General features: G+C 69.8%; 11 protein-coding genes. 5 read left to right on the forward strand and 6 right to left on the reverse strand.

All coding sequences use genetic code 11. The annotated features are described in order from the left end of the window. The first annotated feature begins 19 nt into the window (after positions 1-19). On the forward strand, positions 20-1,255 hold the full coding sequence (locus OG842_RS16720; RefSeq protein WP_328512294.1) for an MraY family glycosyltransferase: 1,236 nt from the start codon (positions 20-22) through the stop codon (positions 1,253-1,255). Positions 1,256-1,345: 90 nt separating this feature from the next. Here the strand turns inward: OG842_RS16720 and OG842_RS45205 are convergent, their stop codons facing one another. Then, the gene (locus tag OG842_RS45205; RefSeq protein ID WP_443063984.1) at positions 1,346-1,666 is read right to left on the reverse strand and encodes a hydroxyisourate hydrolase; all 321 of its coding nucleotides are present in this window, start codon (positions 1,664-1,666) and stop codon (positions 1,346-1,348) included. 110 nt (positions 1,667-1,776) lie between these two features. Here OG842_RS45205 and OG842_RS16725 point away from each other — a divergent pair, with 110 nt between their 5' ends. The 3 genes from OG842_RS16725 to OG842_RS16735 all read left to right on the forward strand — a co-directional run bounded on the left by OG842_RS16725 (position 1,777) and on the right by OG842_RS16735 (position 5,185). Next, positions 1,777-2,163, forward strand: a complete 387-nt coding sequence (locus tag OG842_RS16725; RefSeq protein WP_328512295.1) for a nuclear transport factor 2 family protein — start codon at positions 1,777-1,779, stop codon at positions 2,161-2,163. 128 nt (positions 2,164-2,291) lie between these two features. After that, positions 2,292-3,470: an abortive phage infection protein gene (locus OG842_RS16730; RefSeq protein ID WP_328512296.1), complete on the forward strand. Its 1,179-nt coding sequence runs from the start codon at positions 2,292-2,294 to the stop codon at positions 3,468-3,470. Between the two features lie 197 nt (positions 3,471-3,667). After that, entirely contained in the window at positions 3,668-5,185 is a 1,518-nt protein-coding gene (locus tag OG842_RS16735) for a class I adenylate-forming enzyme family protein (protein WP_266730518.1), read from the forward strand. A 105-nt stretch (positions 5,186-5,290) separates the two neighbouring features. Here OG842_RS16735 and OG842_RS16740 read toward each other — a convergent pair whose 3' ends face one another. From OG842_RS16740 to OG842_RS16755, 4 genes are all read right to left on the reverse strand, one after another. Continuing rightward, positions 5,291-5,725 (reverse strand): PaaI family thioesterase, encoded by a 435-nt coding sequence (locus OG842_RS16740; RefSeq protein ID WP_124717032.1) that lies wholly within the window; start codon positions 5,723-5,725, stop codon positions 5,291-5,293. Next, positions 5,722-6,903 carry an aromatic ring-hydroxylating oxygenase subunit alpha gene (locus tag OG842_RS16745; RefSeq protein WP_328512297.1) on the reverse strand — a complete coding sequence of 394 codons (1,182 nt, stop codon included), beginning with the start codon at positions 6,901-6,903 and terminating at the stop codon, positions 5,722-5,724. The genes OG842_RS16740 and OG842_RS16745 overlap by 4 nt, the downstream gene beginning before the upstream one ends. A gap of 66 nt (positions 6,904-6,969) precedes the next feature. Continuing rightward, positions 6,970-7,656, reverse strand: coding sequence for a TetR/AcrR family transcriptional regulator (locus OG842_RS16750; RefSeq protein ID WP_328512298.1), 687 nt, complete (start codon positions 7,654-7,656; stop codon positions 6,970-6,972). A 134-nt stretch (positions 7,657-7,790) separates the two neighbouring features. Next, positions 7,791-9,077 carry a geranylgeranyl reductase family protein gene (locus OG842_RS16755; RefSeq protein WP_072485638.1) on the reverse strand — a complete coding sequence of 429 codons (1,287 nt, stop codon included), beginning with the start codon at positions 9,075-9,077 and terminating at the stop codon, positions 7,791-7,793. Positions 9,078-9,174: 97 nt separating this feature from the next. Here OG842_RS16755 and OG842_RS16760 point away from each other — a divergent pair, with 97 nt between their 5' ends. Beyond that, positions 9,175-9,693, forward strand: coding sequence for a GNAT family N-acetyltransferase (locus OG842_RS16760; protein WP_328512299.1), 519 nt, complete (start codon positions 9,175-9,177; stop codon positions 9,691-9,693). 22 nt (positions 9,694-9,715) lie between these two features. On the opposite strand, the gene OG842_RS16765 is transcribed toward OG842_RS16760, so the two are convergent. Beyond that, entirely contained in the window at positions 9,716-12,127 is a 2,412-nt protein-coding gene (locus tag OG842_RS16765; protein WP_328512300.1) for a hypothetical protein, read from the reverse strand. Positions 12,128-12,164: the final 37 nt, after the last annotated feature.

The following is a 12,164-nucleotide window of genomic DNA, read 5'->3' on the forward strand; positions in this document are numbered from 1 at the left end:
CCGGAATGTGAGGCCGCCCGTGCGGGACTACTTGCTCATGCTGTTCATCACGGCGGCCGTGACACATCTCCTGACCGGCCCCGTTCGGAAGTTCGCCATCACGATCGGGGTGGTCCCCGAGGTCCGGGCGCGCGACGTCCACCGCGAGCCCACTCCGCGTCTGGGCGGCATGGCCATGTTCGGTGGGCTGCTGGCCGGAATGCTGGTCGCCTCCCACCTGCCGCACCTGGAAGAGATCTTCACCGAGAGCTCGACGCCACGGGCGTTGCTGTCCGGCGCGGCACTGATCTGTCTGCTCGGCGTACTCGACGACAAATGGGGCGTCGACGCGCTGGTCAAGCTCGGCGGTCAGGTACTCGCCGCCGGGGTGATGGTGTTCCAGGGGCTGACGATCCTCTGGCTCCCGGTGCCGGGCACCGACGGGATCTACCTCTCCGACTGGCAGGGCACACTGCTGACCGTGGGGCTGATCGTCGTGTCCATCAACGCGGTGAACTTCGTCGACGGGCTGGACGGGCTGGCCGCGGGCACAGTGGGCATCGCGGCGTCGGCGTTCTTCCTGTACGCGTACCGGCTCTGGTACGGCTACGGCATCGAGGCCGCCGCGTCCACCACGCTGCTCTCCGCGATCCTGGCGGGCATGTGCCTGGGGTTCCTGGTCCACAACTCGCATCCGGCCCGGATCTTCATGGGTGACTCGGGCTCGATGCTGCTCGGCCTGCTCATCGCCGGGTGCGCGGTCTCCGTGACCGGCGAGGTCGACCCGAGCCTCCTCAACCAGTCGATGGACGGCAGGTCCGGTTCGGCCGCGATGGTGCCGGTCTACATTCCGCTGATGCTGCCGCTGTCCGTCATCGCACTGCCCGTCGCGGACCTCGTGCTCGCCGTCATAAGGCGTACGTGGAACGGAATGTCCCCCTTCGCCGCCGACAAGGGCCACCTCCACCACCGCCTGCTCCAGCTCGGCCACTCGCACCGCCGGGCCGTGCTGCTCATGTACTTCTGGTCGGCACTGTTCTCGTTCGGGATCGTGGCCTACTCGGCACGGGGCGCCAAGTCCTGGATGCTCTTCGGGGTCGCGTTCGTCTGCGCGGTGGGCCTGTTCCTGCTGCTCCAGCCCCGCTACGAGTCCGGCCTCACCCGGCGCCTGCTGCCGCGCAGGCCCGGGGGCCGCGTGGTCGCCACCGGCGGACGACGCGCCGACTCCGACGCTGATGCCCACGCCGACGAGGAGCGCCGGGTGTCGTCCAGGTGACCGTGGCGCTCCGACCGCCGGACGTCGCAAGGGCGCGGACCGGGCCGGGGATCCCGGCCGGTCCGCGCTCCCGCGTAAGCGGCACACGGCTCAGCTGCCGCGGTACGTCGTGCAGTTCCACGGCGTACAGATCACCGGCACGGGGAAGTGCTGCGTCGCGTCGAACACCGTGTAGCGCACGGGCACTTGATCGATGAACGGCGGGCCCGACAGCTTCCCCTTGAGCCCGTCGTAGTACTCATCGACATGGAACAGCAGCTCGTATCCAGAACGCGCGTCGACATTCCGGCCATTTCGCCACCTTCGGGGGCGGGTTAGCAGCCTCGGCAGTAGGAACAGTTGACGAGATCGCCTCCGCTGCGCGGACGCGCGGGCAGGAGCGAGAGGCAAGCAGCGACGAGTGGTACACAAACCCGGGGCCGGCTCGACAGGTGCCGACCAGCCATCCCGGAAGCCGAACTGCGCTCTGCGCGTGGTAACTCGGTTGCGATGGGCTTGGCCGCCTGGGCCAAGATGCCTACATGAGCCGAGAGACGGATGACGTACGCGAAGCGATCGTAGGCGAGCTGCGCCTTATGGACCCCAGGGTGCGCATGTCACGTGCGGTTGCCCGACAGCTACTGGATCCGGACTTCGTAGAGGTCGGCGCTTCGGGGCGGCGGTGGGCGTATGACGAGATGCTTGCCGCGCTGCCCGAGCTGGACGGTGCGACAGAGAGTGGTCCGTGCTACGAGCCCTCGGAGATCACCGGTGTCCAACTGGCACCCGGGCTGGTGCACCTCACCTACGAGACCACGATGGACGGAGACCGGGCACGGCGGAGTTCACTCTGGCGCAAGCAGGGTGGGGCCGCAACGTGGCAGATGTACTACCACCAGGCCACACCCATCCCGGAAAACGATCACTAAGTAGCTGATCCCCACGCCGGGTTCATCCCTTGGTCGCGCACCCGCAGACTTTTGGCGGACGCCCGTCCCCGCACCCGCTCAGCAGACTTGCGGCACTACGCGAACCGCCGACCATTCGGGGAGTCAGAGTGCATCGCGACGAATGCAGCAGGGGAATCAGTCGGGCGAAGTTCCTGGCCGGGGCGGGAGCGATCGGGGCCGCGGCGGCCACCGGACCGCTCCTCGCCGGCGCCCCCGCCTCAGCGGCCACGACCGACCCACGGGACGGGCACCGCATCGGGAACGGGAACGGGAACGGCAAGGGGCTGACGCATCGAGGGATCTGCTACACGATCGGCGCGGGCGAAACCCCCGGCACCGGGTGGAGCACCGCCCGTATGCGCAAGGACCTCCGTGCCATCAGGAACGACATGCCCGCCACCTCGATCGAGGTGGCGGGCGACGGCGTCGACCGCCACAACGCCACCGCGACCGAGGCCGCCGAGCTCGGCCTGCACATCTGGCTCCAGCCGACCCTGGGTGACCGCCCCGCGCCGGAGATCCTCGACCACCTCGCGGAGACCGGCCGGCACCTGGAGCGGCTGCGCCGCCAGGGCGCGCGGGCCGATCTGAGCGTGGGGTGCGAGTTCTGGCTGTTCGTGCCGGGCATCGTGCCCGGCGACGACGCACAGGAACGGATCCGCAATCTGATGGCCGGGAACTTCGACCCGGAGCAGATGATGCGCCGCCTGTCCGAGTTCACGGCACGGGCCGCGGCGGTCGGACGGTCGGTCTTCGGCGGCAAGCTCTCGTACGCGGCCGCGCAGGACGACGAGGTCGACTGGAACCTCTTCGACATCGTGGGCATCGACTACTACTCGTACTTCCCCGACCGCGCGGACTACGTGCGCGAGCTGCGCTCGTACCTGCGCTGGGGCAAGCCGGTGGCGATCACGGAGTTCGGCACGTGCACGTACGCGGGGGCGCCCCAGCAGGGCGGCATGGGATGGGACACCATCGACTACACCAAGCAACCGCCGGAGATCAAAGGCGACTTGGTACGCAGTGAGCGCACCCAGGCCGCCTATCTCACCGAACTCCTCGGCGTCTTCGAGGAAATGGGCCTGTACGTCGCGATGGCCTTCGAGTTCATCACCGCCGACGCCCCGCACTCCCCCGTCCCGCGCTACGACCTGGACATGGCGAGCTACGCGGTCGTGAAGCCGATCAAGGACCGGTTCGACGACCCGGAGTCCGACTGGCACTGGGAACCGAAGCAGGCCTTCCACGCGCTGGCCCGGTGCTACGGGCGGGCGGGTCGCCACTGACTGGCGTCGGTGGGAATGACACCCTGCCGACGGGGTCATCGCGCCCATTCACTGTTACACCAGGGACTGTTGGGACTTCCGCAGGATATTGAACAATGATTCAATCCTTGCTGAGCCGGTTGGAGCGCCACCCAGGAGTCGCGGCAGGGCCGCGCTTCGTCGAGCCACGGCCGCGACCGTATGTGGAGAATCCTGCAGTGAACCTGACGTGGATGCTGGAAAGGTCGGCTCGCACCTGCGCCGCGAAGCCCGCCGTGGTTTCCGACCTGGGCTCGATGACCTACGCCGAGCTGCTCTCGGCTTCGAAGCGCGCGGCTGCCGTACTGCGTGACCGCGGTGTGCGGCCGGGCGACCGCGTGGGCGTGATGATGTACAACACTCCTGCCTTCGCCGTGGCGGCGTTCGGCATCTGGCGGGCCGGTGCGGCACTGGTGCCCATCAACCACAAGCTCACCGCACACGAGGTGGCGTACGTCGTCGGGCACGCGAAGGTGCGCTTGGCGATCGTGGCGGAGGAACTGGCCGGGCGCGTGTGCGAAGGGGCCCCCGATGTCGTCGCTCTCACCACGAGCGACACCGGCAGTGGCGAGTTCGACCTGTGCGTCGCGCAGGCACAGGAGTGGCACGGCGTGAAGGTCGGGCCCGACGCCGTCGCGCAGGTGCTCTACACCTCCGGAACGACCAGTGCGCCCAAGGGATGTCTCCACTCGCACCGCGGCCTGTCCAGTGTGCCCGCGTACACCACCGCGGCCACGGGTCTGCGCCGCGACGACCGGTTCCTCATCGCGATGCCGATCTGGCACGCGGCGCCCCTGAACAACTGGTTCCTGTCCATGATCTACCTGGGCGGCACCGTGGTCCTGCTCAAGGAGTACCAGCCCCTCGCCTTCCTCGAAGCCGTCCAGAAGCACCGGGCCACGGCGTTCTTCGGCGCCCCCATCGCCTACCTCGCCCCGCTGAAGACACTGGAAGCGGCGGGGCGTGACCTGTCCGGCTTCGATCTGTCGAGCATGCGGCTGTGGGCCTACGGCGGTGCGCCCCTGGGAGCGCGGACCGTACGGATGCTCCAGGAAGCCTACGGATCAGACCGCTTCTACCAGGTGTACGGGATGACCGAAATGGGCCCGGTCGGCTCCGCTCTCTACCCCGAGGAGCAGGTCACCAAGGCCGGGTCGATCGGTGCGGGGGGAATGCCCGGCGTGGACATCCGTGTGGTCGGGCCCGACGGCTCCGATGCCCGCGCCGGCCAGACCGGGGAGCTGTGGCTGCGCTCGGGCACGCGGATGATCGGCTACCTCGACGACCCGGTGGCGACGGAGCGCGCGTTCGACGGCGACTGGTACAGGTCCGGGGATCTGGCACGCGTCGACGAGGACGGTTACCTGTTCATCGTCGACCGGCTCAAGGATGTGGTCATCACCGGCGGCGAGAACGTCTTCTCCCCCGAGGTGGAGGAGGCGCTGCGCCAGCATCCGGCGGTCCAGGACTGCGCCGTCATCGGCCGGCCGCACGAGGAGTGGGGAGAGACCGTCGTGGCCGTCGTGGAGGCGAACGCGGCCGTGACACTCGATGAGTTGCGCGGGTTCCTCGCCACGACGCTGGCCAAGTACAAGATCCCCCGGGAACTGGTGGTCCTGCCGTCCCTTCCTCGCACTCCCTCCGGCAAGGTGATGAAACACGTCCTGCGCGAGCAGGCGCTGCCGGGTGAGCACTGACCGCACCGCGCCGCACCCACACGGGTGAACAGGGCGGCCCCTGACGCGGGGACGGATGTCTTCTCGCCAGGGGCCGGGGAGACGGCGATGGGCGGCCGTCCGCCGTCAGTCCTCCTGCGCCGGGCGCTCGCCCGCCGTCACGATCGTCCCTTGCGCCACGGCGACCAGGCGCTCGTCCCCCTCCGGGGACGCAACGTAGATGGAGCACTGGCACACGGCCTGCCGCCGGGTGGTGGCCGTTGCCTGCGCGCGGGCGATGACGACGTCGCCGACCGCCGGCTTGATGTAGTTGATCTTGTATTCGGCGGTGAGCGCATCGCCTCCCAGGGCGAGTCCTCCCGCGAACGTCAGCGCGTTGTCCGCCAGATAGCTGAGGACTCCTCCGTGCACGAAGCCGTGCTGCTGCTGGATCTCGGGCCGGTTGGAGATGCGGATCTCGGCCGAGCCGGGCCCTACCGAGGTGAGTTCGGCGCCCAGGAACATGCTGAAGGGCTGGGCCTTGAAGATGCCGTGCGCGAAATCGCTGAGGTCCGTGGTCATGAGTGCTGTCCTGTCGTCGCGCGGGTGGTGGCCGAAGTGTCGGCGGTCTCGCCCGGACCGCTGAGCCGCTCATCTATGTTGTTCTGGAATATCGCGAGCAGGCCCTCCGCGAGTCCCAGGACGTGGTGATCGCTGCCGCCGTGGAGGAGGTGGCGTTGCACGTCCTCGGCGATGGCGAAGTCCTCCTGGTCGAACACGGTGTCGTTGGTGAACCGGAACCGCTTCTCCAGGGAACTCTGCCCGGCGGAACCGGCGAAGTCCTCGGCCCGGTAGAGCATCTCGTGGGTCCAGATCGTCCGGTCGGGGCTCAGCGGCCAGAACGTGTTGATGGACACGTAGTCGGGATGCAGGATGAAGAAGGTGTTGGGGAAGAGCGTGTAGTACACGGAGGCGTAGTCGAGGATGCGCCACTCCTCCTCCGGCTTGAGGGCGGTCTCACCAATGTTGGTGCGCGCCGCGGACAGCCGGATGTGCGGCCCGTCGCTGTCGTGGGCGATCACGCCCCTCTTGAAGGCGGCCGCGAGCGTCTCCCGGTGGAGGTAGGGGACGTGGTAGCCCTCCAGGTACGTCTTGATCAGCAGCTTCCAGTTGGCTTCCTTGACGACCTTCGTCTTCTTGTACTGGATCAGTGAGGCCACGTCGAAGTTCACGAGGTCCTCGAAGAACGTCCCCAGGAAGCCGGGGATGTCGAGCTCCGCCCCGGGCGTCCGGCCGACCCAGATCAGGCCACCGGCCTCCGTGGCCGGCAGTTCCACCAGCCCGTAGTCGCACGGGTTCACGCCCGGGAAGTCGTGTGCCCGGGTGATGCCCTTCAGGGCGCCGTCGAGTCCGTAGACCCAGCCGTGGAAGGGGCAGACGAAGTTCTTCACCGTGCCGGCGGGCGCCTCGGCCAGCCGGGCGCCGCGGTGGCGGCACTGGTTGTAGAAGGCGCGGACCCGGCCGTCCTCGCCCCTGACGACGAAGTACGGGAACTGGTCCCAGTCACTGGTCAGGTAGGCCCCGGGTTCGGCCAGCGTCGACGCGTGACCCGCGATCAGCGGGTACTGGGAGAAGGCCAAGGCGATCTCCTGCTCCAGGAGCCCCTCGTCCGTGTACTTGCTGACCGGAAGTCTGACGACCTCATCGAGCATCTTCTCGTCGCGGCGCGTCTCGCGCAGCGCGAGAAGGCGCTTGAGCATGTCTACCTGTTCCCCGTGTTGCATCTGCCCGCCACGTCCAGATCAAGCCATGAAGCATCGTTCAATTCATGTTACGGAAGATGCAGGAGCGGAGCAATGATCCTCCGAAGCAGGTGTGGACGGTCCGCTCGGCGCGGAACCCAGCGCCCGGAAGCAGAAGTTGCGGATTTCTGCCACCAGCTGACCATCCGGAAGATCCGTCCCCGTCCCGCCGGAGACGACCGGCGAGAGCCGCCCGATCAGGGCTTCGGCGATGGCACCGATCGCCGCCGAGGCCGCGACGTAGGCGTTCTGCTGTGCGAACAGCTTCGCCGCGACGCCCTCGCCGATGACGCTCTCCCCCAGCGCGACATACTCCCGCCGGTAGCGGAGCCGCTCCTCCTCGACCAACGGGGAGACCGGCTCGAAGAGCAATGACCACGCCAGTCGGCGCCCCAGCAGGGCCCGCCGCGTGAAGGTACTGACGAGCGCGTCCAGACGCGCCGGCGCAGTGGCAGGGGCTTCGGACACCGCGGCGCGTACAGCGGCCAGTTCACGGTCGGCAGCACGCCGGAAGACCCGGGCGAGCAGTTCGTCCCGGCTGCCGAAGTACGAGTAGAGGGAGCCGGCACTCGCTCCGCACGCACCGGCCACCGCGGTCACTTTCGCCCCGGCGAAGCCGTGGCGGGCCACCAGGTCGTGCGCCGCGCGCAGGAATGCCTCCTCCTTCTCCTGGGCGTTCCGCCTCGTACGTTCCGTATGCCGATACACCATCGCTGCAGCCCCGGGCCTTTCCATGTCCTGGTCGAACACCACTCAGTGAACCAGGACCACAGGCCGGCACCGCGCCGGTGACGTCGATCGGGAGCAGGAAGGCGACCGCGGGCCCGGGTGGCCGTCGCGGAGGATCAGGCCTTCGGGGCCACCTTCGAGAGCCCGTTGATGATGCGGTCCATCGCGTCGCCGCCCGTGGGGTCGGTGAGGTTGGCGAGCATCTTCAGGGTGAACTTCATCAGCAGCGGGTGCGTCAGGCCGCGCTGGGTGGCAACCTTCATGACCTTCGGGTTGCCGATCAGCTTCACGAAGGCGCGGCCCATCGTGTAGTAGCCGCCGTAGGTCTCCTTGAGCACCTTCGGGTAGTTGTTCAGGGCCAGTTCGCGCTGGGCGGGGGTCGCGCGGGCGTGGGCCTGGACGATGACGTCCGCGGCGATCTGGCCCGACTCCATGGCGTACGCGATGCCTTCGCCGTTGAACGGGTTGACCATGCCGCCCGCGTCACCGACGAGCAGCAGGCCCTTGGTGTAGTGCGGCTGGCGGTTGAAGGCCATCGGGAGGGCGGCGCCGCGGATCGGCGTCGTCATGTTCTCGGGGGTGTAGCCCCAGTCCTCCGGCATCGAGGCGCACCACGCCTTGAGGACCTCGCGCCAGTCCAGCTCCTTGAACGCGGAGGAGGAGTTGAGGATGCCGAGGCCGACGTTGGACGTGCCGTCGCCCATGCCGAAGATCCAGCCGTAGCCGGGCAGCAGGCGGTCCTGGGGGCCGCGCCGGTCCCACAGCTCCAGCCAGGACTCCAGGTAGTCGTCGTCGTGGCGGGGCGAGGTGAAGTACGTACGGACGGCCACGCCCATCGGGCGGTCCTCGCGGCGGTGCAGGCCCATGGCGAGCGACAGCCGGGTGGAGTTGCCGTCGGCGGCGACGACGAGCGGGGCGTGGAAGGTGACCGGGGTCTTCTCCTCGCCGAGCTTCGCGTTGACGCCGGTGATGCGGCCGGTGCGGTCGTCGACGATCGGGGCACCGACATTGCAGCGCTCGTACAGCCGCGCGCCCGCCTTCTGCGCCTGGCGGGCCAGCTGCTCGTCGAAGTCGTCGCGCTTGCGGACCAGTCCGTAGTCCGGGTACGAGGCGAGGTCGGGCCAGTCCAGCTGGAGGCGGACGCCGCCGCCGATGATGCGCAGGCCCTTGTTGCGCAGCCAACCGGCCTCTTCGGAGATGTCGATGCCCATGGAGACGAGCTGCTTGGTGGCGCGCGGGGTGAGGCCGTCGCCGCAGACCTTCTCGCGGGGGAACGCCGTCTTCTCCAGGAGCAGGACGTCCAGTCCGGCCTTGGCCAGGTAGTACGCCGTCGTGGAGCCGGCCGGGCCTGCCCCGACGACGATCACATCCGCGCTGTGTTCGGAGAGGGGCTGCTCGGTCACGGTCGGATCTCCCGAAGACTCGAAATCACGTGCCGCGCGGCACCTGTCCCATGCAGTCTATGGGGGTCCGCTGATCAACTTTCCGAAGGGCTCCCAGATGTCGACCGTGCTTCCCGGTGCTCCCTCCGTACGGCTGCGCGTCCCGACCGACGAGGACACGCTCTCCTGGCATCGCGCGTTCGACGATCCGGAGGTGATGGAGTTCTTCGGCGGTGCGTCGGAGGAGCTCTCGATGTACGAGGAGTGGACCGCCCGGCAGCGCCGGCTCGACGCCGAACTCGGCTACTGCCTGTGGACGGTGCTGGGCGAGGACGGCGAGGTGGCCGGCTTCACGGGCGCCCAGCCGTGGCCGCGCACCGATTACGGGCCGGTCGGCGAGACCGAGATCGGCTGGCGGCTGGCCCGGTCGACGTGGGGCCGGGGTTACGCCACCGCCGCCGCGCGCCTCACGCTGGAGCGGCTTCGCGCGGCCGGGGTGGAGCGGGTGGTGGCGACGATCGACGCGGGGAACGAACGGTCCATAGCCGTGGCCCGGCGGCTGGGGATGGAGCGGGCGGAGAGCTTCACGACGCCGGGGACGGGCCGGGAAGTGGTCTGCTTCCGGCTGGCCCTGTGACCCCGGCGCCGGAACTCGGGCGTCAGTCGATGTCGTTGAGCATCCAGGTGGACAGGGCGGTGTCGAAGATCCGCCGGGCGTCGGGCCATTCGGTGTCGCGTTCGGTGGTGTAGATGGCGTACTCGGTGCCGTCGTCCGCGATGTAGCTCTGGTCGATCGCGTGGATCGTCTCGCCGCTCTCCCGGTCCTCGTAGGTGTACTCCCAGATCGCGCCGGGGCGCCCCTGGAAGGTGTTGGCCGTCAGCCCGATGCGGCGGTAGTTCTTCTGGTTGGCGTCGGCGGTCCGCTCCAGCGTCATGAAGTTGTCGTACGAGGTGTACGGGGCGTTGTGGATGACGCCGACCTTGAGCTCGGCCCGTCCGGTGGAACCCGCGTAGGTGATCTGGTTGTTCTTCTCGCTCCGCCGGTCCCAGACCGTGGGGACGGCGAAGGAGAACCCGGCGGTGTCGGAGACGAGCCGGAAGCCTTCGGGGATCGTGGGGGCGGAGGGGGTCGCGTCGGGGGTCGCGGAGACGGCGGAGACGGTGGGGGTCGGGCCGTCGGAGGGGGTCTGCTGCTGCGACGGCTCGGCCGAGGGTGACTGACTGCTCCGGGCCTGGGTGGTGGGCCTGTCGTCCTCGACGGTTCCGGCCCCGCCCCCGCCCCCGCCGTCCGTCAGGGCCAGCACTCCCGCCGTCGCGCCGCCGCCGACGAGCAGCGCCGCGACGAGGGTGCCGGTCCAGATGAGGGCGGCGCGCTTGCGGGAGGCGGGCGGGGAGGCGGGCGAGACCACGGGCGTGGGGGTGGTGGGCGCGGTCGGCGCGGCGGGTGCGGAGGAGAGCGCGACGGTCTGCGGGTCGTACGGATCCGGCGCGGTGGGCGCGGTCGGCATGGCGGGCGCGGCGGAGAGCCCGACGGTCTGCGGGTCGTGCGCAGTCGGAGCCGGAGCCGCGATCGCGTCCGCCGGGGCGGAAGGGTCGTACGGAGTCGGAGCCGGAGTCGGGGTCGAGGTCGGCATCGCCGGGACCACCGTGGTCGGGTTGTCCGGAGCCACGCCGGGCAGCAGCGGCGCCGGCATCGACACCGGCGTCGGCATCGGCGCCTGCGGCGCGACCGGCGCGGCCCGCCCCGTCAGCCGCAGCAGGTGCGGCGCCACGAGCACCGCGCCGCCCACCCACAGCAGCCCGAACAGCAGAGCCTCCGACACACTCGTCGCCAGCTCCGCCGTGCCCTGACCACCCATGTCCTGGAAGCCGCCCGCGAACTCCGCGGACACCCCGCCGATGCCGCTCAGTACCAGGTACAACGCCAGGAACAGCGCGCCCGCGATGGCCTGTTCACGCCGGTCCGCCGAGCGGCGCGCGGCCCAGATCCCGATGGTCAGCGCGGAGACGACGCCGGTGGCCACCGCGCCGGTCACCGCCCAGCCGTTCACTGCCTCGCCCAGTTCGGACAGCCCGACGCTGCCGTGCTCCATGCCCGTGCCCAAGAAGCTCATCTGCCCGCGGATGTCGTACTCGAACGAGGCTCCCCAGCTCAGCCCGAGCACCGCCAGGCCGATGTTCGGCAGCAGCGGCAGCGCGATCAGCATGGCCGTGCCGTCCACGTCGTCGATGTTGGCGTACGCGATGTACCCGATCAGGCCGCAGAGCAGGAGTACGGCGCCCAGTACCCGTACCGCCGTCCCCACCGCCCGGACCGTGGTGAGCGCCACCGGGCGCACGGCCAGCCACTGTGCGGCGGCGTCGCGCTGGAGTACGCCGCCCGTGACGAGCAGCGAGATGACCAGCGCCCCGAGCATGGCCAGGAGCGGCGCGGACGAGATCGACACACCCGCGACATCGGGCTGGGCGAACAGCCCGAGGACCAAAACGGCGGCGGAGGCCACCAGGCCGATCCGTACCGCCGCCTCAAGACCGCCGCCCTGCGCACGGGCCCTGCGGGCGCCCAGGATCAGCGCGCCCACCCACAGCACGGTGACGGTCAGCGGGACCACGGAGAGCGAGGCGCCGCCCTGCGACATGCCGTGTTCGAGGTCGTACCACCCGGCCTCGAAATCGCTGCCGCTGCCGCCGCCGGCCGGGCCGGTGGGCCGCAGCTCGAAGCCGCCGCCGAACGCCTGGAGCAGCATCGCCAGCGCGATCCGCAGCCGGTCGCCCCAGCCGACGACGACATCGTCGCCCTGCCCGTACGAGGGGATGGCGAGCGCCACCGCGAGGGCCAGGATCAGTCCGGTGGGCCAGGCCGCCGCCTTCACCGAAGCTGCCCAGTCGCCCCGGAAGGTCCGGCCGAAGAACGCGCCGAGGGGCGAGGGGACCGCCGGACCCGGCGGCGGCGGAGCGGCCTGCAGCGGCGTGTGACCGGGCGGCGGGGGCTGGTGGGGCGGCGGCTGGTGGGACGGAGGCTGGTGGGACGGCGGTCCGAACGGTTCGGGCCGGGGCGGTGCGTCCGGCATCGAGGGCGGGGCAGCCGGTGCCGTTTCGGCAACTGTC

The organism is Streptomyces sp. NBC_00376 (genome assembly GCF_036077095.1).
GTDB lineage: Bacteria > Actinomycetota > Actinomycetes > Streptomycetales > Streptomycetaceae > Streptomyces.

Excerpts from the sequence above, each read along its gene's own strand:
- OG842_RS16725 (WP_328512295.1), top strand. The coding sequence starts at position 1,777 with ATGAGCCGAGAGACGGATGACGTACGCGAAGCGATCGTAGGCGAGCTG.
- OG842_RS16740 (WP_124717032.1), bottom strand. The coding sequence starts at position 5,725 with ATGACCACGGACCTCAGCGATTTCGCGCACGGCATCTTCAAGGCCCAG.
- OG842_RS16745 (WP_328512297.1), bottom strand. The coding sequence starts at position 6,903 with ATGCTCAAGCGCCTTCTCGCGCTGCGCGAGACGCGCCGCGACGAGAAG.
- OG842_RS16750 (WP_328512298.1), bottom strand. The coding sequence starts at position 7,656 with ATGGTGTATCGGCATACGGAACGTACGAGGCGGAACGCCCAGGAGAAG.
- OG842_RS16760 (WP_328512299.1), top strand. The coding sequence starts at position 9,175 with ATGTCGACCGTGCTTCCCGGTGCTCCCTCCGTACGGCTGCGCGTCCCG.
- OG842_RS16765 (WP_328512300.1), bottom strand. The coding sequence starts at position 12,127 with ATGCCGGACGCACCGCCCCGGCCCGAACCGTTCGGACCGCCGTCCCAC.